The following is a 22,263-nucleotide window of genomic DNA, read 5'->3' as shown; positions in this document are numbered from 1 at the left end:
GCCCGCCGGATCGCCCCCGCGCTGGACCTTGGCTAGGCAGATTGCCTACCAGCTCGGCAGCACCGCGCCCTTGAACTTGGTCAGGACGAACTCCTTCACCTCGGGCGTGTGGTAGCTGTCGACGAGGATCTTGACCCAGGGCTTGTCCTTGTCGGCGGCACGTACCGCGATCAGGTTGACGTAAGGTCCTTTCGGGTCCTCGCGCAGGATCGGATCCTTGACGGGATCAAGGCCCGCCTGGGTTGCATAATTGGTGTTGATCGCGGCGGCATCGACATCGTCGAGCGCGCGCGGCGCCTGCGCCGCATCGACCTCGATGAATTTCAGCTTCTTGGGATTCTCGGTGACGTCGAGCACCGTCGGCTTGAAGCCCGTGCCGTCCTTCAGCTTGATCACGCCCTTGTCGCGCAGCAGCAGCAGCACGCGGCCGCCATTGGTCGGATCGTTCGGGATCGAGACCTTGCCGCCCTCAGGGATATCGGCGAAGGCCTTGTGCTTCTTCGAATAGACGCCGATCGGGAAGTTCACGGTCAGCCCGACGGATTCGATCTTGTAGCCGCGGTCGGCCTTCTGGTTGTCGAGATAAGGTTGGTTCTGGAACGAATTGGCCTGGATCTCACCGGCATCGAGCGCGGCATTCGGCACGACGTAGTCGGAGAACTCGATCAGCTGGATGTCGAGGCCCTGCTTGGCGGCGATCGGCTTCACCGCCTCGAAGATCTGCGCATGCGGGCCCGGCGTCACACCGATCTTGATGGTCTCGGCGGTTGCTGCGGCCGACCAGGCGGCAAGCGCGGTTGCGAGGATCAGGGGGAGGCGAAACGACATCTTGGTCTCCATCACGCGGGCGGCAATCAGTGGAACCGTATTCGCTTCTCCGTGAGGCGAAATCAATGAAATGAAAATCCATAATGACTACCGGTGGCGGACTCTCGTTCTCCATTCGGCGCAAAATAGGAAACGAATTCGCGGGTCATGGGGCGCGTTGCGCAAGCGTGATGGGCATCACGGCAAAGTGTCACTCCGGATGCGAGATTGGCGGCAAGATCGGCAAGGAGTTCAGTCATGACCGGCCTCGCCGCCCCGAAGTTCGCCAGCCGGAACCGCCTCGAAGGCTCTATCCCTTGCTCCAGGGCGTGCCGTTCAATTCCGGCGTCGCCCTGACGATGAAGCTGATCAACGCGTCATCGCTCAACTTGCTGAGCAACTTGCTGCTGCTGTCGGCGCTACCGGCATCCAGTGAGCCTGTTTACTCGGAGCGCCACGTCCACGGTGACAGCATGATCAGGACGCAGATCGCGGCATAGGCGGCCAGCGAGGCCGTGACCATGGTGGCGAGACCCGCCATGCCCGCGCCAAAACTCGCCACCGCGATCCAGCCGCCACCGGCCGCGATCAAGATGCGCGCGACTGACGAGGCCAGCGGCCCCATCGCTCGGCCGGTGCCTTGCACCGCGAACGAACTGACAAAACCGAAGCCGAGCGCGGCATAGGCGGGCGCGACGATGCGCAAATAGGTCATGCCCTCGCTGACGACGTCCGCGTCATGGCTGAAGAGGTGCAGCCAGGCCGTCGGGAAGATCGCAACCAGCAAGCCGATCGTGCCGGTCATGATCGTGCCGACCACGCCGCTGATCCAGCCGATCTTTCGTGCCCGCGCGGTCTGGCCCGCGCCCATGTTGACGCCGACCATGGTCAACGTCGCCGTGCTGATCCCGAACAGCAGCGGGATCATGATGTAGTCGAGCCGCGAGGCGATGCCGTAGCCGGCGAGCGCGGAGGTGCCGAACAGGCCGACCGCGCCGGTGACGAGAATGACGGTGAGGTTGGTCAGCACCGCGTTGAACGCGGTGGGGACGCCGACCTTCAGCATGTCGCCGAAGATTTTTGCGCGCAACGGCACGATGTGCAGCTTCAAGCCAGTCGCGCCCGTCGACATGTAGCGCAGCAGGAACAGCATCGCCGCGCCGTAATAGAGGCCGAAGGCTATGCCGGCGCCGCCGATGCCGAGCCGCGGGATCGGCCCGAACCCGAAGATCAGTGCCGGCGAGACCGGAATGGTCACGATGGCGCCGACCAGCGTCACCAGGGCCGGCACTTTGACGTTGCCGGCGCCGCGCAGCGCGGCAGCCTGGAGGTTGACGATCCACACCGGAATGGCGCCGGCGAACAGATAGTTGGAATAGGTGGTGGCAGCGCTAAGCGCACCGTCGGTGCCGCCGAGGGCACGATAGAGATGCGGACCACCGAGGACGACGCCGAGCGTGAACACGCCGCCGGCAATGATGGCGAGCACCACGGCATGAAACAGCGCCGCCTCGGCGTCAGCGCGGCGGCCGGCACCGACCGCGCGCGCCACCGAGGACGCAACGCCGGAACCGAACCCACCATTCGACATCATGGTCATCAGCATGAAGATCGGGAACACCAGCGCGGCGCCGGCGAGCGCATCGGTGCCGAGATAGCCGACGTAATAAGCCTCTGCGATGTTGACGGCGGTCTGTGCCACCAGGACGGTCACGGTCGGCAGCGCGAGCTTGAGCAGCGTCGGCAAGATCGGCGCGGTCAGGAGCGCGGCGCGTCTTTGCTCAGCCGCGCTTGGTGCGGGCGTAGCCGCCTGGCGAAGCGGCGCCGCGGTGTGGGCCACGAATGGCGCGGCGGACAAGGCCGGCGCGGCGGCATTCTCGACGGACATGGTTCGATCCTGTGGTTCCCTCGGACCGCCCGGTCGGCCGCCCATTGCATTATGATCATAATGTATTAGTATGACCGTAATGCAATAGGATAGACCTCACGATTTTGTGGCATAGGGGGCGGCGGGTTCGCAGGAGGCGGAATTGGCGCGCTATGACAAGGGACACAGGGACACGACGCGGCGGCACATTCTCGATGTCGCATCATCGCAGTTCCGCGAGAGCGGCATCGCCGCGGTGGGCCTCGCCGGCATCATGGCGGAAGCGGGCCTGACCAACGGCGCCTTCTACACGCACTTCGCCTCCAAGGAAGATCTGGTGCGCGCGGTGCTGCTCGACGCGCTGGAGCGGCGCGAGCAGCGACACAAGGACAATCTCGAAAACGGCGTCGCGCTCGAGACCGTGATCCGCGATTATCTCTCGCCCAGGCATCGCGATCGCGCGGCGACCGGTTGCCCGACCGCGGCCCTCGTCTCCGAGATCGCGCGGCATCCGAAGGCGACGCGCGAGGCCTTCACCGGCAAGATGTCCGACATCCTCGCGCTGATGGCAGCGCAAATGCCTGAGGGCACGCCGGCGGAGCGGCGCCGCCGCGCCATCGCGGCCTACGCCACCATGGTCGGCGCGCTGCAATTGTCGCGCGCGGTGAGCGACAGGCAATTGTCGGAGGAGATTCTCGAAAACGCGGTGGATGCTGCGCTGGCGCTTGCGAAGGGGCGCTAGCCTCAGGGCGGCCTGCGTGTTGCTCAGCTCCTCGCGTCGAGCTGGCTGCTGCGACCGGACGAACTTGCTTGCGAGGCATAGGCGGAAGCTGCGGCCGATGCCGGTGAATAGTGCGACAGCGATTCGGCGAGTTCTTCGGCGGCCTCGGTGAGCTCCTTCAGGACGGCGTCGCTGTCCGTGGCGTGGCCGCCGGAGGAATGCAGCACTTCGAACGAGATTCCGTTCGGAAGATCGACATGAACCTTGTCGATCCCGACGGCGTCGGGCGTGTCGCCGTTCTGCGACTGGTCGGCGCCGGACGCGGGATCACCTGATATCTGCTGGCTCGCGAGCTTCTGCACGAAATCCTCGATGGACTTGAGCGCGCTGCTGTCGAAGCCGCCGCCACCGAAATGGACGATGCCGATCGACATACCGTTCGGCAGGCTCACCTTGACCTCGTCGTAGGGCGTGCCGCTCTCCAGCAGAGACGAGAACATCGAGGCGCCGTCTTGTGAACCCGCTGATTTCGACTGGCTGGTGGATGAAGGCGACCCCGCCGCGCTTCCACCGATGCTGCTCATGCTGCTGACGCTCATACCCGCACTCCACTGTCATTGCGAACGCACGCTTTGCGTGCAATGCGCATGCCAGATGAGAGCCTCATTGCCATCAAGGGCTTATCGCGAAATCCGGCCGGCATCCCCTTCACGCCGGCAACAATGTCCCGGCAGAAGCTGCCCATCTCCACGTTCGCCATTTCGTCGCAGGGCCTTGCGGCCTCGCCGGCATTGCCGCCTCGTGCATGATGCAACATGATGGGGTGCCGAAGACGATTTTTCTTCGAGGTGGGGGTCATTCGATGAACGAAGACGAGATTCGCAAGTCCATCGCGGAGGTGAAGCAAGGCACGCTGTCGCGACGCTCGTTCATCCGGACCATGGCTGCGGCCGGGATCGCCGCGCCGGTCGCGAGCCAGATCCTGCTCTGGAACGACGTCGCGATGGCGGATGCCACGCTGCCATACAAGCCGACCAAGGCCGGCGGCGGCGGCCCGCTCAAGATCCTGCTGTGGCAGGCCCCCACCCTGCTCAATCCGCATTTCGCCATCGGCACCAAGGATCAGATCGCCTCGCGCATCTTCTTCGAGCCGCTGGCCGGCTGGGACAAGGACGGCAACCTCATCCCCTGCCTCGCCGCCGAGATTCCGACCAAGGCGAACGGCAGCCTCGCAGCCGACGGCATGAGCGTCATCTGGAAGCTGAAGCAGGGCGTGAAGTGGCATGACGGCAAGCCCTTCACCGCCGACGACGTTGTCTTCACCTGGGCCTATGCGGCGGACCTCGCGACCGCCGCCTACAGCACGGGATCCTACAAGGACATCACCGTCGAGAAGATCGACGACCACACGGTCAAGGTGCTGTTCAAGGCCCCGACGCCGTTCTGGGCCGACCCCTTCGTCGGCTCGGTCGGCCAGATCCTGCCGAAGCACCATTTCGGCGACTATGCCGGCGCGAAGTCGCGCGAGGCGCCGGGCAATCTCAAGCCGGTCGGCACCGGCCCGTACAAATTCGTCGAGTTCAAGCCGGGCGACCTGATCCGGGCCGAACGCAACCCCGACTATCACGTCAAGAACCAGCCGCATTTCGACACGCTCGAGGTCAAGGGCGGCGGCGACGCGGTCTCAGCGGCGCGCACCGTGCTCCAGACCGCCGAGTACGACTATGCCTGGAACCTGCTGGTGGAGGAGGAGGTCCTCAAGCGCATGGAGGCCAGCGGCAAAGGCAGGGTCGACATCACGCCGTCCGGCAACGTCGAGTTCATCATCCTCAACACGACGGACCCGTGGACCGAGGTCGACGGCGAGCGTTCCAGCGTCAAGACCAAGCACCCGACGCTGTCCGATCCGGTCGTCCGCCAGGCGTTCAACCTCCTGATCGATCGCGAGGCGATCCAGAAATTCATCTACGGCCGCGGCGGCATCGCCACGGCAAGCTTCGTCAACCAGCCCCAGCAGTTCAAGTCGGGCAAGCTGACCTACGCGTTCGACGTCGACAGGGCGAACAAAATCCTCGACGAGGCCGGCTGGAAGCGGGGCGCGGACGGCATCCGCGAGAAGGACGGCAAGAAGCTCAAATACGTCTTCCAGACCTCGATCAACGCCCCGCGCCAGAAGACGCAGGCCATCATCAAGCAGGCCTGCCAGAAGGCCGGTATCGACATCGAGCTGAAGTCGGTCACCGCATCGGTGTTCTTCTCGTCTGATGTCGGCAACCCCGACACCTACTCGAAACTCTATTGCGACATGGAGATGTACAACACGACGCAGCCGCAGCCTGATCCCGAGCGGTTCTTGAACCAGTGCGTCTCCTGGGAGATCGCCAACAAGGAGAACAAGTGGCTCGGCCGAAACATCTCGCGCTGGTCCGATCCCGAGGCCGACAAGGCCTACAAGACCGCGCAGCAGGAGCTCGATCCGGTCAAGCGCGCCGCGCTCCTGATCAAGGTCAACGAGATCTTCTGCGAAGCCAATATTCTCGTGCCGCTGCTCTCCCGCAACATCGTCGGCGCCGGCGTCAATAACCTCATGGCCGACATCTCGGGCTGGGACGTCACGACCTGGAATCTGGGGAGCTGGTTTCGGGTCTGACAACCGGCGCCCGAGGACCCGGCTCCCTCAAGGCGCCGGGTCGCATGCCGTATCTGCGCATGATGGCTTTGCTCAGCGCGCCTTCGGACGCATACCCGACCTCGCCGGCGATCTTGGCGATCGGATCGGAGGTGCCGGCCAGCCGCTTGCGCGCGACCGTCAATCGCAAATCGGACAGGAACGTCATGGGCGCGACCCCCGCGCGCTTTTGAAAAGCGCGCACCAGCGTCGCGCGCGAGGCGATCGCCACCGCCGCCATGTCGTCGAGTGTCCAGTCCCGGGCGAGATCGTTGAGGATCGCCGACACCACCCGGGCCGTCATGCGGTCGCGCAACAGCGACACCGTCCCGTTCCCGGAGGCATCGTCCGAAAGATGATCGCGGAGCATCATCACGAACAACGCTCTCGCGAGGTCGGCCGCGACCACCTCCGATCCAACCCGTCCAGCGTCCAGCTCTTCGCGGATGTCGATCAGCAGGCGCCGAAACCGTTCCAGCAGCGGCTCCTCCGCCGTGCGCAGGATGATCTCGTCGGGAAGGGCGGCGATCAGCGGGTTCTCATCTGACGTCTCGAACAGGAAACGGCCGCACAGCAGTTCGGTATCGACCTCGGCCTCGACCGTCGCGCGCTGGCGGACGCCATTGCGGACCTCGGTCGTAACACGCCCGACAGCGCCGCCCGTCCGGCTGCGAACCGCGTGACTGTCGCCATGCGGCAGGAGAAGGATGTCGCCGGCTTCCAGCCGCTGCGGGCCCAGGCCCGGCCGCTCGACCACGCAAGCGCCGCGTGTGACCATGTGGAATTGCGCCCATCCCTTGCCGTTCGGCGCGTGTAGCGACTCCCAGCTGCCGCCAAATTTGCAGGAATCCTCGAATATGGGACGGATCCTGAACAGCGGCACCATCGCCTTCAACAATTCCGCCGCGTCCGCCTCCGACATCCCTCTCCCCTTGATCCGCCCGGACATGTCTCCGAGCCGCCCGGCCATTCCATGGAACAGCCAAGCGCATCTACCGTATGAGCGGGCCGTCCCGCGCATGAGTGGACCAGTGCTCATGGCTTTTAACACATCCTAACGAGCAATCCTCACGGTGTTCGGTAATGTCACGGCATGAAGGCGGCAGGGATTTCCAAAAAACAGGTTCATCGAGGGGAGATCATATGACGTCCAAGACGCCAATCGAGTTGTTGCCACGGCCTGCGAATGTGTCGCGCCGCGGCTTCGTGGGAGGCCTGTCGGCGGGCATCCTTGGCGCGGTGGCGTCCGAGGCGGCGGGCGCCGAGACGCTCGCCGACGTCCCCGATCGCGGGCCGGGCGCCGATCTCAGCGCGCACAGCGAACGCTCCCGGTTTGCAAAACTCGATCGCATTCCCGAGGCCACGCCGGGCAAGCGCAACGTCGATCCCGGCGACGCCATCAATTCCAAGACGCCGCACCAGAAGCTCGTCGGCAACATCACGCCGACCGATCTGCATTACGAGCGCAGCCATTCCGGCGTGCCCGATATCGATCCTGCCCAGCACAGGCTGCTGATCCACGGCATGGTCGGCAAGCCGCTGGTGTTCAGCGTCGAGGATCTGAAGCGGATGCCGTCGGTGACGCGCGTCGTGTTCATCGAATGCACCGGCAACGGCTGGGAGAATTGGAAAAAGGCCGATCCTGACGTGACGGTGCAGAACACGCATGGCCTCGTCAGCACCAATGAATGGACCGGCGTTCCGCTCAAATTCCTGATCGACCTCGTCGCCAAGGACAAGGGCTCGAACTGGATGCTGGCGGAGGGCGGCGACGGCGCGGGCGTCGATCGCAGCATTCCCCTCACCGACGAGATCGTGAACGAGGCTTTCGTCGCCTACGGCCAGAACGGCGAGCCGCTGCGGCCCGCGCACGGTTTTCCGATGCGGCTGGTGATGCCGGGCTTCGAAGGCAACCTCAACATCAAATGGCTGCGCCGCCTCAAGTTCGGCAGCGAGCCCTGGATGACGCGCTGGGAGACGGCGCGCTACACCCAGCTGCTGGCCAACGGCAAGGCGCGGCAGTTCCAGCTGCGGATGGAAACCAACTCCGTCATCACCCAGCCCTCCGGAATGATGCAGATCCAGCCGGGCTATAACCGCATCTCGGGTCTTGCCTGGAGCGGGCATGGCAAGATCGCCAAGGTCGAGATCTCCACTGACGGCGCCAAGACCTGGAAGCCCGCGCAATTGAGCCAGCCGGTGCTGTCCAAGGCGCAGGTGCGCTTCCAGATGGATTGGGCGTGGGACGGCAAGCCGACGAAAATCGTGAGCCGCTCGACCGACGACCACGGCAACGTTCAGCCGGACCGGCAGTCCTTCATCGCCGCGATGGGGACCAACGCGCTGTTTCACTACAACGCCCAGCAGACCTGGAGCATCGACGAAGCCGGGAGGGTCCGCAATGTCCTCGCATGACAAGCTGCTTCTCGCCGGCATTCTTGCCGCCGGCCTGCTCGCGGCGCCGGCGCTGGCGTTCGATTTCGGCCGTCCGGCAACGCCGCAGGAAATCAAGCTGTGGGACATCGACGTCGGCCCCGACGGCAAGGGCCTGCCCGACGGCAGCGGCACGGCGGTGCAGGGCAAGCAGATCTTTGCCGACAATTGCGCGGCCTGTCATGGCGACAACGGCCAGGGCGGCATCAAGGATCGTCTCGCCGGCGGACAGGGCACGCTCGCCTCCAACATGCCGATCAAGACCGTCGGCAGCTTCTGGCCCTATGCGACGACCCTGTTCGACTACATTCATCGCGCGATGCCGTATCCGACGCCGGGCTCGCTCAGCACCGACGAGACCTATGCCGTCACCGCCTACATACTGAGCCTCAACGGCATCGTTGCCGCCGACGGCAAGGTCGACAAGGAGTCCTTGCCGAAGATCAGGATGCCCAATCGCGACGGCTTCATTCCGGAGCCGGAATTCGATCCGGCGCGATTATTCCGCAAGAAATGAGCCTGAGATCATGAGGCTCTTCACACTGATCCGGATCTTCGCTCTGATCGCGACATGTTTCTGGGAGACGCAGGCAATGGCTACAGACGGACTCATCACCATCAAGAGCAGTTTTGGCCCGCAGGACACGATGACGCGGCTCGAGACCGAGGTGAAGGCCAAGGGCCTCACCGTGTTTGCCCATGTCGATCACGCCGCGGGCGCGGCCGCCGTCGGCATGACTCTGCGGCCGACCGATCTCCTCATCTTCGGCAACGCCAAGGGCGGCACGCCGTTGATGCAGCAGGCGCAGACCGTCGGCATCGACCTGCCGCTGAAGGCGCTGGTCTGGCAGGACGAGCAAGGCGCGACCTGGCTGTCCTACAACGATCCGGCCTATCTCGCCGGCCGTCACGGCGTCGGCGAGCCGGCCAAGACCGCCATCGGCGCGATGACCGCCGCGCTGCATGCGATCGCGACCAAGGCCACCGCGCCGTAAGCGCGACGCGACGGCCGCGTGAGGAGAGGTTCATGAACGTGACCAGCGGGCAACCGGCGCCGCCCAAGGCGCAAGACAGCAAGCTCGCCCGATGGCTGGTCATCGCGGTGTTGTGCGCCATGCTCGTCGCCGCGAGCGTTCTCGGCTATCTCGGCTGGACCAGCACGGATACCAGCGTGCCGGCGTCCGGCTATGTCGCGCTGGTGCTCGGCGTGGTGTTCTCGCTGGTCGTCGGCGTCGGCCTGATGGCGCTGGTGTTTTACAGCAGCCGCAAAGGCTATGACGAGCCGGTGGTGCTGATCCGGGAGCCGGAGAGCGATCCGGACGATGGACAGAGCGGCCCGCGCTAGGCCGCAACAAGGGGTTGACGGGGTGACGGGTGTTTTGCCCGACGAGCAATCCGAATAAGATGGCCGCCGGCACGTCGCGGAGTATTGAAAGTACCGCACCGCTTCGCGATTGCGACTGGGCCTGGCAACCGAATAGAGTGGGCCATCCCGTCACGAGAAAGGGAGTCAGGCATGGACGCGCCGAGCTCTGACAAGGACATTCAAAACACACCCGACGAGCCGGCTAACGAACAGGCGAAAACCACGCGCAACCCAACACGTACTCCTTCCATCATCGTCGGTGTCGTTGCGGCTGCCGTCGTCGCGCTTTCCGCCTTCTATCTCTTACGACCCGAACCATTGCTCGTACAGGGCGAGGTCGATGCAACGCGGCTCGATATCGCGGCGCGCGTGGACGGACGGGTCGGCAAGATTCCCGTCGAGCGCGGCCAGAACGTCGCTGCGGGCGCGGTGCTGGTCCAGATCGACAATCCGGAAACGCTGGCCAAACACGACCAGATGAAGGCGGCCAAGGCCGTTGCGGACGCCCAGCTTGCCAACGTACTCGTCGGAACGCGGGTGGAAGTGATCGCGGCACGGAAGGCGGAAATGGAGCGCGCGCAAGCGGCACTGGTGCTGGCGCAAAAGACCTTTGACCGCACACACACCTTGACCGAGCAAGGCAATGCGCCGCAAGCCCGCCTCGATCAGGCCACCGATGCGCTGCACGAAAGCGAGCGCGCCGTCGACCAGGCCAAATCGGCCTATGACCAGGCGGTCAATGGCTACACCAAGGAGGAGCGGGCCATTGCCAATACCAATGTCGAAAAGGCCAGTGCCGATATCCAGAGTGTCCAGTCGATCATCGACCAGCTCGTGGTCTATGCGCCCGTAGCCTCGCAGATCTATCAGCGTAATGTGGAACCCGGCGAATACGTCTCGCCGGGCGTCCCGCTCGTCACCTTGATCAATCTCGCGGACCTCTGGGTGCATTTCGATCTGCGAGAGGATCTCGTCAAAGGCCTCAAGGTCGGCGATAGCTTCGATGTCCGCATTCCCGCCCTCGGCGACCGCTCGGTGACAGTCGAGGTCAAGCTCATCGCGACCAAGGGCGAATATGCAAGCTGGCGGGCCACGCGTGCTTCGGGTGATTTCGACCTGCGGACGTTTTCGATCCGTGCCTATCCGGTGCAACCCGTGCCCGAGCTGCGACCGGGAATGAGCGCCTATCTGGATTGGCGGTCACGGCCATGAGGCCGGCGCCGAAGCCCGGATTTCTGCTGGTCGCGCGGCGCGAGTGCCGCTGGCTGTTTCACGATCGTGTGGCGCTGCTGCTGATCTTCGGCGTGCCGCTGTTTGCGTTCGTGGTGCTCACCACGGTCTTTAGCCATCCGGTCATCCGCGGGCTCGGCGTGACTGTCGTCGACGAGGACAAGTCGGACGCGTCGCGCGCCCTGGTGGAATACATTGCGGCGTCGCCAAGCCTGAAGATCGTCGACCGCTCCGGCACGCTGTCCACGGCCGTGCAGGACATACGCTCCGGCAAGTCGATTTCGGCCGTCCACATCCCGCCGGATTTCGAGCGCGACCTGAAGGCCGCGCGCCGCCCGCAGATCGTCGGATTTTATAACCAGCAGTTTTTGACTCCCTCCGGCATCGCATCCTCGGGTCTGAGCAATTCACTTTCCGCAGCGGCAGCGGTGGCCGCTCCGGCCAGTCGCGCGGCACCTGCGCCAGCGTCCCTGGGTGCGCTCAAGGCGGAGACCATGGCGCTCGTCAATCCGCAGAAGAACTACGCGCAGTTCCTGCTGCGCGCGCTGCTGCCGACCATCATCCATGTCGTGATGACCCTTGCCGCCGGCTATTCCGTCGGCTCCGAATTCCGCCGCCGCGACGCGCGGGCCTGGCTCGAAAGCGCCGGCGGCGATCCGCTTGTCGCGCTGGCCGGCAAGCTCGCACCGCTGTTCTGCATCTTCTTCCTGATCATGCTGGCCGAGCCACTGTTCCTGGAGGGCGTGCTGGAGATTCCCTTCAAGGGCAATCTGCCGTTGATGATCGCCGCGGCCTCGCTGCTGATCGTCGGTTATCTGTCGCTCGGCGCCCTGCTCCAGCTTCTGGTCGGCGATCTCGCCACAGGGCTCGGGCTTGCGGGCCTCATTGCTTCGCCTGCATTCGGCTATGCCGGCGTCGGCTTTCCCACCATCGGCATGAATGCCTTTGCGCAGACATGGAGCGCGATCCTGCCGCTTCGCTGGTACATGGCCATCCTGCTGGGACAAGCCGCGCGGGGATTGCCGGTCGCGGATTCCGCTATTCCCTTCGCGGCGCTTGCGGGCCTGGCGTTGCTGTTTGCCGGCCTGGCATGGCTGCGCATGGCGAACGTCACCCGCAAGGGCTGGTTCGCAACAGCGCGGCCTGCCGAGCCACACGAGGTCATCTCCACACCGCGCGGCGTCGGCGGCGCCTTCGTGGCGGAGTGGCGGCGCGTGCTGGGAACGCGGGGCGCCTTCGCTCTGCTGTTTCTCGCTCCCCTGGTCTACGGCATCTACTATCCGCAGCCCTATCTGAACCAGATCCTTCGCAAGCTTCCGATTGCGGTCGTCGATAACGATCTCAGCAATCTCAGCCGGCAGATCGTCGAGACGCTGGACGCGAGCGGCGCATTAAGCGTGACGGTTCGCGCCCGAACGCTCGCCGAGGCGCACAGCGCGATCGATCGCGGGCAGGCCTTTGCCGCCGTCGAGATTCCACCCGACACCGAACGCGACGTGCTCAAGGGCATCACCGCCCACATACCCGTCTATGCGGACGCAACCTATCTGTTCATCTTCAGATCGAGCGCCAGCGGGGTCGCCACCGCCATCGGAACCTTGACGTCCGAGCTGGTTTCGCGCGGCGCGCGCTCGGATGGCAGCCTCGTCAAGGCGAAGCTCGCGACGTCGAGCCCGGCCGACGTGTTGCTGCAGCCGATCTTCAACCCGGTGGGCGGCTATGCGAGCTACGTCGTTCCGGCGGCCTTCATCCTGATCCTGCAGCAGACCCTGCTGATCGGCGCAGCTATGCTGACCGGCACCGCGCTGGCGAGCGGCGGCGCGGCCTTTGCCGGCGTGCTCGGCCGCGGCATCGCGCATCTGACCGTCTACCTTCCTGCGCTCGCGCTCTACGTCATCGTGCTGCCCCGCATCTACGGCTTTTCCACACTCGGCCATCTTCCGCAGATCCTCGCACTCGCGACTGTCTTTCTGCTGGCAACGAGCTTCATGGGGCAGGCTATCGGGGCCTGGTTCACGCGACCGGAGAACGCAACCATCCTGCTGCTGGCGACGAGCCTGCCGCAGTTCTTCATGGCCGGCTTCGCGTGGCCGCGCGAAGCGATTCCGGACGTGGCCCTTGCGTTCGGCCGGTTATTCCCGGCCGACTCCGCGATCGACGGCCTCGTGCGCGTCAACCAGCTCGGCGCCGGCATCTGGGAGGTTGCGCATGACTGGCTCGCGTTGTGGTGCCTGGCGCTCGGCTACTTCGCGCTCGCGGTGATCTCGACATTTGCCGTCAGGAGGAGACAGGGACATGCCCAACCTTAGACCTGCCGCCTTCGTCGCGATTCCGTTCGCGCTGGTTGCGGCGGGCGCGCTGCTCTATGTCATGCGCCACTCGGCACCGCCGGCAGCCATCGTCGGCGTCGTGCGCGCGACCGAGATCAGGGTCGAGCCGGAGGTCAACGGCCAGTTGGTCTCGATCGCGGTCGAGAAGGGTGCCTCTGTGAAGGCCGGCGACGTCGTGGCGCGGCTCTCGGCGGTGGAGTTGACGGCGCAGGCGGACCAGGCGCGTGCCGCGCTCGCGTCCGCCGTCGCAAGCCGCAACAATGTCTATGCCGGCGTGCGCCGGGAACATGTCAATTCGCTGAAAGCCGCCATCGCCAAGGCCGGCGCCCGCCTCGACTACGTGCAGGCCCAGCTCACCCGGACCAGCACGCTGGCGCGCCAGAGCTTCGAATCCCAACAGTCGCTCGACCAGGCCGAGAATGACGTTGCAAGCGCGCGTGCCGGCGTGGCGGAGGCCCAGGCCAACTACGATGCGGCCGTGGCGGGACCGACCCGGGAAGAGCGCGCGATCGCCGACGCGCAGGTGCAGGCTGCGGCCTCCGCGGTCGCCGTGCTCGAGCGCCGCCTCGACAAGATGGTGTTGCGCGCGCCGGCCGACGGCGTGGTCAGCGTCATCGCCGCCGAGGTCGGCGAAAATGTTCGCGCGGGCCAACCGATCCTGATGGTCGAGGCGGCGGGCAGGCAATGGCTCTCGTTCAACGTGCGCGAGGATCATCTCGATCGTCTCTCGATGGGAGAAACAGCGAATGTGATGCGGAACGGCGCCAATAGCGCGACGAAGGCGGTCATCACCGAGCTGCGGCCGCTCGGCGTGTTTGCCACCTGGCAGGCGGAGCGGGTGATTGGCGATCATGACCGCAACACGCTTCGCCTGCGCCTCGACCCCAAGGGAGACAAGGGAGAGTTACCAGGCCTTGAGCCGGGCATGACCGTCTGGATCGGCCCCTAAACCCCGGTGATTTGAGCTCGCGGAACCAAGCTGTTCCGACCGTCTGCAAAATGAAGCCCCAGCAGTCATTGAGACCACTGGGGTTTTTCACAGCCTTGCGGAATTCGAATTCAACCTAGCTGGTGACGGCGGCTTCGGTGTAGGGCGCCGTATTCTTCGCGCGGTTGTCGATGCTAAGAGCGCCCGCACCGAAAGCCGCGATCTGGAGCAGTCCGCCCGCCATCATGACGTTCTTCAGGAAGTGAATCACCCCGATGTCCATAGCTGCGGCCCGTGTGGATGGCCGAAGATACTAGCGCGCGCCGCCCAATTCCCTGATGCTGCGCCGCACTACTGCGCGCCTAGCCCGGATTTTCGAACAGATCGAGCCGCGGCCCAGCGGAACTTCGATCGCTACCTTTGCTAGAACCATTCAAAATGTATAGGCTGATCTGGTCAACGGGCTTGAGAGAAAGGCCCGGGACGTTCGGGACGTGAGACGCTGAAGGGGTTGCTTGATCGGAAGGCGCGGTCGTCTTCACGGCGGGGGCGACGGGTATGGAATCCGATTCAGACGGCCGTCACGGCGGCCTGGAAGGGTCTTACCGTCGGACTTTACGTGAGCGAACCGGCAGTTGCGGCAGGCACTCCCCCGCATTCAGGTGAATGATCGCAGGGCCCGTCATGAGCGGTCCAGCACCTTTCGCGTCGGAGGAGCCGGGATGGACCAACGAGAAGTGCTGGCGGCGTGGGAGAAGTTCGTCGAGCGCGGAGCGTTGTCATCCGACTTGAGATCATCGGTCGCAGCGTCGTGGCAGCGATCCAGGAACCATCACGTCACCGTCGACCGTGCGCGAGCGCCGCTCGTCGCGGACGCCGAGTTGTTTCGTCATCGCTCCAAATACGCGTCGCTCCGTCATGCCGCCCGCTGCGCTCTCGAGAACTCAAAAACATTTCTGCGCGATGCAAACTCAATCATGATCCTCACCGATCCGAGTGGGCTGATCATCGATACGCAGGGCGACGACAGGGTCATCGACGCCGGCCGCGCAGTCCATCTCGAACACGGAGGACGCTGGAGCGAGGCCGACATCGGCACCAACGCGATCGGCGCTGCGATAGCGGAATCGAAACCTGTCCAAATTCACGGCACAGAGCATTTCTGCTCGGAGGTGCAGCGGTGGACTTGCGCTGCCGTCCCGGTTCATGACCCGACCGATGGCGAACTGCTTGGCGTGGTCGACATCTCGGGTCCTGCAAGCACCTTCAATCTGCAGAGCTTGGCTTTGGCCGTCGCGGTCGGCCATCACGTGGAAAGCGTTCTGGCCCAATCAGTCCGACAGGAACACGAGGAGTTGCTGTGCCGCTTTCTCGGCAGGAGATCGCAATGGGCGAACGATGAATGCATCGTGCTCGATCGTCGTGGCATGATCCTCCACGCCACCGAGCGTGCTCTGAACGCACTCCAGCATGATCGCCACGGCATTCACAACGACGCGCCAACCCGCTTTTTGAAGACGGTTCCCTTCGATGAGTGGCCGAGCAGGTTGAAGGAGCTGCTTCCCAACGCGAGCTTCAACTTCGTCGAGAACGAACGCTCCGGCATCGGCGCCATCGTGGTGCTGCATGCGCGACGACGCCAGTTGATCACGCATCGCGACGTCCATAAATCGAGATCCGAATCTGACGGCCGGGAGACCGCGAGCTCATCATCTGCCCGAAAGGATTCAAAGCCGGAACCACGGTCTGTTCAGAGCATGGCCGCCGGCTTCGTTGCGGACGACCCCGCGGTCCGAGCCATCGTCCGTCAAGTCGAGACCGCGGCAGCACGCAAGATGCCCATCCTCATCCGAGGCGAGACCGGAACCGGCAAGGAACAGCTTGCCCGCCACGCCCATATGGCGAGTGGGCGGACCGGCGCGTTCGTTCCAGTGAATTGCGCCGCCCTGCCGGAAAGTCTGATCGAGAGCGAGCTGTTTGGCTATGCCGCGGGAGCATTCACCGGGGCGCGGCGCGGCGGCGCGATTGGACTGGTCAAGGAGGCCGACGGCGGCACGCTGTTCCTTGACGAGATCGGCGACATGCCCGTCGCGCTGCAGGCGGTGCTTCTGCGCCTGCTTGACGACTGGACCGTGCGCCCCGTCGGCGGCGTCAGATCGAAGGTCGATGTCTTTCTCATCTCCGCCACCAACGCCAGGTTGGACAAGGCCATCGCCGAAGCCCGGTTCCGATCCGACCTGCTCTATCGTCTCAATACGCTCGAGGTCAACCTGCCACCGCTCCGGGATCGCAACGACTTTGACGCCATCGTTCGCCATCTGCTCAATGCGATCGACCCGAATTGCGAGATCACGCGGACGGACATTGCGCATCTCGCCGCACGTCCATGGCCTGGCAACGTCCGCGAGCTCCGGAACGTCCTGGCGCGATTCACCCTTGCCGGTTCGGACGGCTCTATCAACGAAGCCAGCGCGGAGCACATCGTTCAACACCCTGGAACGGAGTCCGGATCGCTCCACGACGTCCACCGCGCGCGAATCCTTGTGGTGTATGCCGAGACCGCCGGAAACGTCAGCGAAACCGCGCGGCGCCTCGGCGTCTCAAGAAACACCATCTATCGCGCACTGGGGCAGAAGAAGCCCGAGTGATGCCCTAGTGCCTCGAAGCGCCTATGCTGCGAGTATCGCAGCATGCCCTACTATGGACGGAGCGCCGGTCGCTTCGAACCGATGATTGTTCCGTTCAAAGCAGCTCGGCACCACCACCTCGGGCCGGGCCGGCGGTCGGATCGTAGTCATCCGGCTTCTTGGCGATCAAGGTCTGAGTCGTCAGGATCAGTCCGGCCACCGATGCCGCATTGCGAACCGCGCTGTAGCAAACCTTGACCGGGTCGATGATGCCAGCTTCGACAAGATCGACCGCCGAACCATTGCGCACGTCGAGCCCGTGGCCATTCGTGGCCTTGGCAATTCTCGCAACTTCCGCCTCTCCGTTCAGGCCGGCATTGGCGGCAATGTAGAAAAGCGGCCGGCTGAGCGCGCGTTGCAGCAGCTCGGCGCCCTGCCTGGCGCCTCCGTCCAGACGACTGATCAATTCGTCGAGCCTTGCAGCGATCCTGAGCAAAGCCACTCCCCCGCCCGGCACAATGCCTTCTTCGATCGCGGCGCGGGTCGCGTTGATCGCATCCTCGATCAACTGGGTCCGGCGTTTTTGCTCGACCGGCGTCGCGCCGCCGGCAAGAATCATCGCTGTGCCGCCGGACAGTTTTGCGATGCGCTCCTGGAACTTGTCCCGCTCAATATTTTCGGGAGCGGCATCGTATTGGCGCAACACCTGCTCGCGTCGCGCTGCGATGGCCTTCTGATCGCCACCCCCCGCCGTGATCAGGGTCTTCGAGGCGGAAATGCGCACTTGGCGCGCGGACCCGAGGTCGTGCAGCTCCACCTTCTCGAGCCTTCCGCCTAGATCGGCCGAGATAACGCGCCCTCCGGTCGCGATCGCGATATCCTCGAGCATCGCCTTGCGCCAATGGCCGAACTCCGGCGGGTGAATCGCGGCAACCTTGAAATTGGATTTCTCCCGACGCGCCAGCAATTGCATGATGACAGATGGCGCCACTTCCTCCGCGATGATCAGCAAAGGTCGCCCGCTCTTCTCGATGAGCGAGATCACACCAGCCAGTTGCTCCCCGGCCTGGATCTTGAGATCGGTCATGACGATGAACGGACTGTCGAGAACCACCTGCATTTTCTCGACATCGGTGACCATGTGATGTGAAAGATAGCCGCGATCGAAGGCCATGCCTTCAACGATTTCCAGCGTCGTCTCGACCGTGTTGCCAAATTCCACCGCGACGATTCCGTGATTGCCGGCGCGTTCGAAGGCTTCGCCGACCATATCGCCAAGCGCTGTGTCGTTGGCGGCAATGCTCGCAACAGCCCGCAGGCCAGCAGACCCCTGCAGCGGTCTCGCCGACCGTCGTAACGCCGTGATGGTCTCACTAACCGCCAGCTCCAGCCCTTCAACCAGCTCGACCGGATTGGCGCCGGCCGCTAAACATTTCAGGCCTTCCTGCACAAGAACATCGGCCAGCACGGTGGCCGTGGTGGTGCCGTCCCCGGCTACCTCATTGGTTCGCGCTGAAACCTCACGCAACACCTGCGCGCCCATATTCTCAAACGGGCATTCAAGTTCGATTTCGCTGGCAATGCTGACGCCATCGCGCGACACGATCGGTGTGCCGATCGGTCGGTCCATGATCGCGTTCATGCCCCTCGGACCCAGCGATCCGCGTACCGCCTTGGCGAGCTTGGCGACGCCCCGGCCCAGCGCGGCCCGCGCAGCTTCATCGTGCAACATGATCTTCGGCATTCTATATCCCCGACTTTGCCTTGAGGTCGTCTGGTCTGGACTTGTTATCGATGCTGCGCACCCGCATCACGGCACCTGTTACGTGCCCGGCGACGCCGGCATCGTCCTCGATTTCGGTACGAACGGTGTATCGAGGTCGAACCGCGCGGCAAGCAGGCCGCGGCACAGTGCGCCGTTGAATTCAGCATTGATGCCCACGCGCCGTAGATTTGACAGGTATGCGGCAAGGCCGTCGGCTTTCAGCCGCGCTCCGTTCGCATCGACAAAGGCGGGTTCACCACCGCTTGCCGGTCCTACGACGGCACGTCGCTCGAGATAGCGCTGAATCAGCGTCTCACCTGCATCGTCGAGCGGCAGGCAACCGAGCTCCGTCAACGTCAGGCTCACGATCTCCGCCGGCGATTGCCCCAGCGCGATGAGGTGACTGAGTAGCGCAACCTGCCGGCGCTGGAACGCCTTGACGAGGAATGTCTGACGCAGATCATCGAGGCTGCCATCAGCCTCGGCGCCGAACGTTTCCTGGAACGAGCGCCCCTGCGCGAGGCCCGCATTGATCTTGTCGGCATACATGTGCTCACCCAAGACCACGCTGACGCCCTTGACCCAGTCCAACGCGCTGATGGACCGGCGCATGTCGTCCGCCATCAGGAACGAAAAATTGGCAGCGCACCAATAGGTCGGCAAGCGGAACTCGATGTGGACCCGATCCTTCGCGTCGACATCGGCCCTGGTCACGAAATTCAGGTCGATGACGGACTCGTCGAGTTCCGGGTCCATCACGTCTCGCAGGCAGGCCCATATCTGCGCCTGCCTGTCGTCTGACGAACGGCTTCTCGGCCGCTCCCTCCCCTCAGCGCCACGCTTCATAGCCATCACCTCGGCGCGTGAACGGCTTCGGGCAAGTGGGCATAACCGCCGCCCGCCTGGATCTTCTTCTTTTGCGCTTCGACATCGATGCCGTAGATGCGCGCGGCATTGAGACCGAGGATCTTGATCTTCGTTTCCATCGACAGCACCGAACCGGTCTCCTTGGTGACGTCGGCCGGAATTTCAAATGCCATGAACTTGTCGATCAGCCATTTCGGCGTCCAGATGCCATAATCGCTGCCGTAAAGGATCTTGTCCGGTCCGACCCAGAATAGCAGTTCGGAAATGACGTGGGCGAAATAGCCCGGCCGCGAATGGATGAAGGGCAACGCCACCGCGAGGCCGGCATAGACGTTGGTTTCCTGGGTCGCGATCCAGCAGAAATCGTCAAGGCGCGGCAAGCCACAATGCTCGACGATGAAGTTCAAATCCTGGAACGAGGTGGCGACGTCATCGATATCGGCGACATCGAACGCATCCCGGTTCAACGGGATGATCGTTGGCCCCTTGTGGACGTGGATGTTCTTGATCCCGAGCTTCTGCGCCGCCTCAAGATACTGGTAGGACGCCTTGTCGGTGAGCTTGTAGCCCTTCGACTCTCCACGCCATTCGGCGGTGTAAAGCTTGACACCCTTCAGCTTGTGCTTCTCGGAGAGCGCATGAAGGTCTTCGATGCCCTTGGTACCGTCACGCGGATCAAAGGCGCCGTTCAGGATGAAGCGGTCCGGATGGCTCTTCTTCATCGTCGAGTTTCGTTCGGTGGTATTGAAGCCGTTCTTGTAAAAATCGGTGAGATAGGTCGGCTGAAGGATCGCCATGTCGTCGTAACCGGTGACGAACAGGTCGTCGAACATCGTCTTGGCGTCGTACTTCTCGAACTTCTCCTTCTCCCATTTCTCCGACGGCGGGCTCAGATTCGAGTGATAGGCGTAGAAGCACTCGATGAACTGCTTGCCGTGGATGTTCTTCTGGTTGGCCGGGCTACCATCCCAGAAATGGGTATGCCCATCGATGACAAAAATCTCTTCACCCTTGGCCGTCCTGTACATGGCGTTACTCCCGCTCCGCTGGATATTGCGTATTGTTGTGAGGCGCGATTGATGTCGTCGAAATGAGCCCGGCCGGCTCTGGTGCCGGCCAGGCTGGTTCGCTGGCGATCATTAAACGATGTATTTCATCATCTCGTTCATGTCGCCGAACAGCATGACGGTGTTGTCATCCGTCATGACCATGCGGCCGTAATGCGTCGAGGTTGAAATCTCAAAGAGATGCGGGGTCATGACGCGGCCCAACTCTTCGGAAATCTCATCCATCTTGAATTCCATCTTGCCGTCGCCATCGATACGGATCATCGCCGGCATGTAGGTCACCTTGATGTGCTCATGACGGCTCATGACTTCGGCGATAGCGCGTGCCTCGACGCTATCGTTCATTGTCACTCCGCATTGATGCGACACCGTGTCCTCGAACGTGATGTCTTTCATCGATTTGAAGATGTTGTCATTCTCGTGCAGCATGTCGGTCTCCAGAAGGATTGAGTGTGAGGGCGTGAAGCGATGCCGATTACGACGCCAGTCCGGCCGGAACCGTCAGGCCAAGCTCGGTGGCGATCCCCCTGATACGATTCTTCGCGTGTGCCATGGCATCGGCGAAAGCCGCGACCTTGACCCGAGGCTGCGACCAGATGGGCTGCAAATGATTGGCGGCATCGAGCGCGAGATCGGCATGATTGGCCAACCATTTGTTGAACAACGCAAGGTTCTGCGCCCCGAAGGTCGGATCAGTGCCGAGGATGTGGAACAGCTCGACGGTGTTGGCGAGATTGCGCTCATAGTCGGCCTCCGCAGCGGAGACGACAGCCGGCGTGATGAAGTCGTTCTGCGCAGATGCCGCCTGCATCAGGAAGCCTGAGCGGAAGAGTTCGCCGACCAGCGGCTCGAACACCGCATTGGTCGCAAAATATTGCTCGAGATAGTCGTTTGAACCCATCACTGATTCAACCGACTTGCGCACGCCTTGCCAGATCGGATCTTCCAGCCAGTGCTTCTTGCCGGCGGCAATGTCGAAGCCTGGAAGGTCGAGGCCGATTTCGCTCAGATAAAGAGTGATGTCCTGCGCGAAGCGAAGCTTATAGGACGAGTTGGTCAAGATCGCATTGTTGACCATCTGCGTGTAGCCGTAACGTTGCGCCTGCATCGTCGAGGTGCCGAGACCGAACTCGGCATGCTTGTAGGCTCCGAGATGGTTCTGCAATATCTTCACCCAGGCGGGATCGAAGCGGGTCGGCGCGCCCGATTTCCGGCCATTCTCGATGGTGTTCTGCACCATGCCGCAGATCGTCGACTGGCGCTGGTAATGGGTACGCTCCCACTCCTGGTCGACAGCGCGGAATTTGTGCCAGTTCGAGCTCTTTGCCGCCGTCCAGTCCTTGGAATAGGTCGGCGTTCCGTCAGGGAACGAGATGATCCAATCCTGCAGCAGATAGCGCTCCGGATCGGGTTGAACATCGACCGTCATGTCTTCGTAATGGGTCGCCTTGCGCCCCTTCGGTTCGAAGTAGTTATACTTGCGGCTGTCGGAGCCCGGGAAAACCGCTGCCCCCGCGGCTCCGGATTTGACGATTGCCGCAGGCTTGGTCGCTGCTGCTCTGCTCGTTTGCGCGCTCATTGCTTACT

Annotated in this window: 21 protein-coding genes; 11 read left to right on the top strand and 10 right to left on the bottom strand. The window is 63.4% G+C overall.

All coding sequences use genetic code 11. The annotated features are described in order from the left end of the window. Nucleotides 1–45 precede the first annotated feature (45 nt). The gene (locus tag ABIB95_RS11200) at nucleotides 46–840 is read right to left on the bottom strand and encodes a MetQ/NlpA family ABC transporter substrate-binding protein (protein WP_028153283.1); all 795 of its coding nucleotides are present in this window, start codon (nucleotides 838–840) and stop codon (nucleotides 46–48) included. Between the two features lie 155 nt (nucleotides 841–995). Between ABIB95_RS11200 and ABIB95_RS11195 the strand changes: the two genes are divergently transcribed. Next, nucleotides 996–1,307, top strand: a complete 312-nt coding sequence (locus tag ABIB95_RS11195; protein WP_354239320.1) for a hypothetical protein — start codon at nucleotides 996–998, stop codon at nucleotides 1,305–1,307. On the opposite strand, the gene ABIB95_RS11190 is transcribed toward ABIB95_RS11195, so the two are convergent. Beyond that, nucleotides 1,250–2,695, bottom strand: coding sequence for an MATE family efflux transporter (locus ABIB95_RS11190; protein WP_354239318.1), 1,446 nt, complete (start codon nucleotides 2,693–2,695; stop codon nucleotides 1,250–1,252). The two genes, ABIB95_RS11195 and ABIB95_RS11190, sit on opposite strands and share 58 nt — an antisense overlap. Before the next feature lie 142 nt (nucleotides 2,696–2,837). On the opposite strand from ABIB95_RS11190, the gene ABIB95_RS11185 reads away from it, so the two are divergent. Next, nucleotides 2,838–3,416 (top strand): TetR family transcriptional regulator, encoded by a 579-nt coding sequence (locus tag ABIB95_RS11185; RefSeq protein ID WP_063981247.1) that lies wholly within the window; start codon nucleotides 2,838–2,840, stop codon nucleotides 3,414–3,416. Between the two features lie 23 nt (nucleotides 3,417–3,439). On the opposite strand, the gene ABIB95_RS11180 is transcribed toward ABIB95_RS11185, so the two are convergent. Further along, complete coding sequence (locus ABIB95_RS11180; RefSeq protein ID WP_354080090.1) at nucleotides 3,440–3,994, bottom strand: hypothetical protein; 555 nt, start codon at nucleotides 3,992–3,994, stop codon at nucleotides 3,440–3,442. 263 nt (nucleotides 3,995–4,257) lie between these two features. Between ABIB95_RS11180 and ABIB95_RS11175 the strand changes: the two genes are divergently transcribed. Then, nucleotides 4,258–6,045 carry a peptide ABC transporter substrate-binding protein gene (locus ABIB95_RS11175; protein WP_354239316.1) on the top strand — a complete coding sequence of 596 codons (1,788 nt, stop codon included), beginning with the start codon at nucleotides 4,258–4,260 and terminating at the stop codon, nucleotides 6,043–6,045. Here the strand turns inward: ABIB95_RS11175 and ABIB95_RS11170 are convergent. After that, on the bottom strand, nucleotides 6,008–6,985 hold the full coding sequence (locus ABIB95_RS11170; protein ID WP_354239314.1) for an AraC family transcriptional regulator: 978 nt from the start codon (nucleotides 6,983–6,985) through the stop codon (nucleotides 6,008–6,010). The genes ABIB95_RS11175 and ABIB95_RS11170 overlap by 38 nt on opposite strands. 221 nt (nucleotides 6,986–7,206) lie before the next feature. Between ABIB95_RS11170 and soxC the strand changes: the two genes are divergently transcribed. The 7 genes from soxC to ABIB95_RS11135 all read left to right on the top strand — a co-directional run bounded on the left by soxC (nucleotide 7,207) and on the right by ABIB95_RS11135 (nucleotide 14,371). Beyond that, nucleotides 7,207–8,478 carry a sulfite dehydrogenase gene (soxC, locus tag ABIB95_RS11165; RefSeq protein ID WP_354239312.1) on the top strand — a complete coding sequence of 424 codons (1,272 nt, stop codon included), beginning with the start codon at nucleotides 7,207–7,209 and terminating at the stop codon, nucleotides 8,476–8,478. Continuing rightward, nucleotides 8,465–9,013, top strand: coding sequence for a c-type cytochrome (locus tag ABIB95_RS11160; protein ID WP_354239310.1), 549 nt, complete (start codon nucleotides 8,465–8,467; stop codon nucleotides 9,011–9,013). Before soxC ends, ABIB95_RS11160 begins: the two co-directional genes overlap by 14 nt. A 76-nt stretch (nucleotides 9,014–9,089) precedes the next feature. After that, on the top strand, nucleotides 9,090–9,491 hold the full coding sequence (locus ABIB95_RS11155; RefSeq protein WP_502917810.1) for a DUF302 domain-containing protein: 402 nt from the start codon (nucleotides 9,090–9,092) through the stop codon (nucleotides 9,489–9,491). A 32-nt stretch (nucleotides 9,492–9,523) separates the two neighbouring features. Then, nucleotides 9,524–9,841 carry a hypothetical protein gene (locus ABIB95_RS11150; protein ID WP_354239306.1) on the top strand — a complete coding sequence of 106 codons (318 nt, stop codon included), beginning with the start codon at nucleotides 9,524–9,526 and terminating at the stop codon, nucleotides 9,839–9,841. A 171-nt stretch (nucleotides 9,842–10,012) separates the two neighbouring features. After that, nucleotides 10,013–11,074, top strand: coding sequence for an HlyD family secretion protein (locus ABIB95_RS11145; RefSeq protein ID WP_354239305.1), 1,062 nt, complete (start codon nucleotides 10,013–10,015; stop codon nucleotides 11,072–11,074). Beyond that, nucleotides 11,071–13,401 (top strand): ABC transporter permease, encoded by a 2,331-nt coding sequence (locus ABIB95_RS11140; protein WP_354239304.1) that lies wholly within the window; start codon nucleotides 11,071–11,073, stop codon nucleotides 13,399–13,401. The genes ABIB95_RS11145 and ABIB95_RS11140 overlap by 4 nt, the downstream gene beginning before the upstream one ends. Then, nucleotides 13,388–14,371, top strand: a complete 984-nt coding sequence (locus tag ABIB95_RS11135) for an HlyD family secretion protein (protein WP_354239303.1) — start codon at nucleotides 13,388–13,390, stop codon at nucleotides 14,369–14,371. The genes ABIB95_RS11140 and ABIB95_RS11135 overlap by 14 nt, the downstream gene beginning before the upstream one ends. 115 nt (nucleotides 14,372–14,486) lie before the next feature. On the opposite strand, the gene ABIB95_RS11130 is transcribed toward ABIB95_RS11135, so the two are convergent. Beyond that, entirely contained in the window at nucleotides 14,487–14,633 is a 147-nt protein-coding gene (locus tag ABIB95_RS11130; protein ID WP_187388109.1) for a hypothetical protein, read from the bottom strand. 439 nt (nucleotides 14,634–15,072) lie between these two features. On the opposite strand from ABIB95_RS11130, the gene ABIB95_RS11125 reads away from it, so the two are divergent. Beyond that, nucleotides 15,073–16,998, top strand: coding sequence for a sigma-54-dependent Fis family transcriptional regulator (locus ABIB95_RS11125; RefSeq protein WP_502917820.1), 1,926 nt, complete (start codon nucleotides 15,073–15,075; stop codon nucleotides 16,996–16,998). Nucleotides 16,999–17,092: 94 nt separating this feature from the next. Here ABIB95_RS11125 and ABIB95_RS11120 read toward each other — a convergent pair whose 3' ends face one another. From ABIB95_RS11120 to ABIB95_RS11100, 5 genes are all read right to left on the bottom strand, one after another. After that, nucleotides 17,093–18,721 (bottom strand): molecular chaperone GroEL, encoded by a 1,629-nt coding sequence (locus ABIB95_RS11120; RefSeq protein WP_354239301.1) that lies wholly within the window; start codon nucleotides 18,719–18,721, stop codon nucleotides 17,093–17,095. Between the two features lie 78 nt (nucleotides 18,722–18,799). After that, nucleotides 18,800–19,588, bottom strand: a complete 789-nt coding sequence (locus tag ABIB95_RS11115; RefSeq protein ID WP_354239300.1) for a metal-sulfur cluster assembly factor — start codon at nucleotides 19,586–19,588, stop codon at nucleotides 18,800–18,802. Nucleotides 19,589–19,593: 5 nt separating this feature from the next. Beyond that, nucleotides 19,594–20,637 carry an amidohydrolase family protein gene (locus ABIB95_RS11110; RefSeq protein WP_354239299.1) on the bottom strand — a complete coding sequence of 348 codons (1,044 nt, stop codon included), beginning with the start codon at nucleotides 20,635–20,637 and terminating at the stop codon, nucleotides 19,594–19,596. A 111-nt stretch (nucleotides 20,638–20,748) separates the two neighbouring features. Beyond that, nucleotides 20,749–21,105, bottom strand: a complete 357-nt coding sequence (locus ABIB95_RS11105) for an MmoB/DmpM family protein (protein ID WP_028150059.1) — start codon at nucleotides 21,103–21,105, stop codon at nucleotides 20,749–20,751. A 46-nt stretch (nucleotides 21,106–21,151) separates the two neighbouring features. Further along, nucleotides 21,152–22,255, bottom strand: a complete 1,104-nt coding sequence (locus ABIB95_RS11100; protein WP_354239298.1) for an aromatic/alkene monooxygenase hydroxylase subunit beta — start codon at nucleotides 22,253–22,255, stop codon at nucleotides 21,152–21,154. Between the last annotated feature and the right edge of the window lie 8 nt (nucleotides 22,256–22,263).

It is taken from the genome of Bradyrhizobium sp. LA2.1, from assembly GCF_040547725.1.
Classification (GTDB): Bacteria; Pseudomonadota; Alphaproteobacteria; order Rhizobiales; family Xanthobacteraceae; genus Bradyrhizobium; species Bradyrhizobium barranii.
Note: the sequence above shows the minus strand (reverse complement) of the source record. Positions and strands in the feature narration are given on the sequence as shown.

Excerpts from the sequence above, each read along its gene's own strand:
- ABIB95_RS11135 (WP_354239303.1), top strand. The coding sequence starts at position 13,388 with ATGCCCAACCTTAGACCTGCCGCCTTCGTCGCGATTCCGTTCGCGCTG.
- ABIB95_RS11170 (WP_354239314.1), bottom strand. The coding sequence starts at position 6,985 with ATGTCGGAGGCGGACGCGGCGGAATTGTTGAAGGCGATGGTGCCGCTG.
- ABIB95_RS11150 (WP_354239306.1), top strand. The coding sequence starts at position 9,524 with ATGAACGTGACCAGCGGGCAACCGGCGCCGCCCAAGGCGCAAGACAGC.
- ABIB95_RS11160 (WP_354239310.1), top strand. The coding sequence starts at position 8,465 with ATGTCCTCGCATGACAAGCTGCTTCTCGCCGGCATTCTTGCCGCCGGC.
- ABIB95_RS11180 (WP_354080090.1), bottom strand. The coding sequence starts at position 3,994 with ATGAGCGTCAGCAGCATGAGCAGCATCGGTGGAAGCGCGGCGGGGTCG.
- ABIB95_RS11155 (WP_502917810.1), top strand. The coding sequence starts at position 9,090 with ATGGCTACAGACGGACTCATCACCATCAAGAGCAGTTTTGGCCCGCAG.
- ABIB95_RS11145 (WP_354239305.1), top strand. The coding sequence starts at position 10,013 with ATGGACGCGCCGAGCTCTGACAAGGACATTCAAAACACACCCGACGAG.
- ABIB95_RS11100 (WP_354239298.1), bottom strand. The coding sequence starts at position 22,255 with ATGAGCGCGCAAACGAGCAGAGCAGCAGCGACCAAGCCTGCGGCAATC.
- ABIB95_RS11190 (WP_354239318.1), bottom strand. The coding sequence starts at position 2,695 with ATGTCCGTCGAGAATGCCGCCGCGCCGGCCTTGTCCGCCGCGCCATTC.
- soxC (WP_354239312.1), top strand. The coding sequence starts at position 7,207 with ATGACGTCCAAGACGCCAATCGAGTTGTTGCCACGGCCTGCGAATGTG.
- ABIB95_RS11110 (WP_354239299.1), bottom strand. The coding sequence starts at position 20,637 with ATGTACAGGACGGCCAAGGGTGAAGAGATTTTTGTCATCGATGGGCAT.
- ABIB95_RS11125 (WP_502917820.1), top strand. The coding sequence starts at position 15,073 with ATGGACCAACGAGAAGTGCTGGCGGCGTGGGAGAAGTTCGTCGAGCGC.
- ABIB95_RS11120 (WP_354239301.1), bottom strand. The coding sequence starts at position 18,721 with ATGCCGAAGATCATGTTGCACGATGAAGCTGCGCGGGCCGCGCTGGGC.
- ABIB95_RS11105 (WP_028150059.1), bottom strand. The coding sequence starts at position 21,105 with ATGCTGCACGAGAATGACAACATCTTCAAATCGATGAAAGACATCACG.
- ABIB95_RS11115 (WP_354239300.1), bottom strand. The coding sequence starts at position 19,588 with ATGAAGCGTGGCGCTGAGGGGAGGGAGCGGCCGAGAAGCCGTTCGTCA.
- ABIB95_RS11175 (WP_354239316.1), top strand. The coding sequence starts at position 4,258 with ATGAACGAAGACGAGATTCGCAAGTCCATCGCGGAGGTGAAGCAAGGC.
- ABIB95_RS11200 (WP_028153283.1), bottom strand. The coding sequence starts at position 840 with ATGGAGACCAAGATGTCGTTTCGCCTCCCCCTGATCCTCGCAACCGCG.
- ABIB95_RS11140 (WP_354239304.1), top strand. The coding sequence starts at position 11,071 with ATGAGGCCGGCGCCGAAGCCCGGATTTCTGCTGGTCGCGCGGCGCGAG.
- ABIB95_RS11130 (WP_187388109.1), bottom strand. The coding sequence starts at position 14,633 with ATGGACATCGGGGTGATTCACTTCCTGAAGAACGTCATGATGGCGGGC.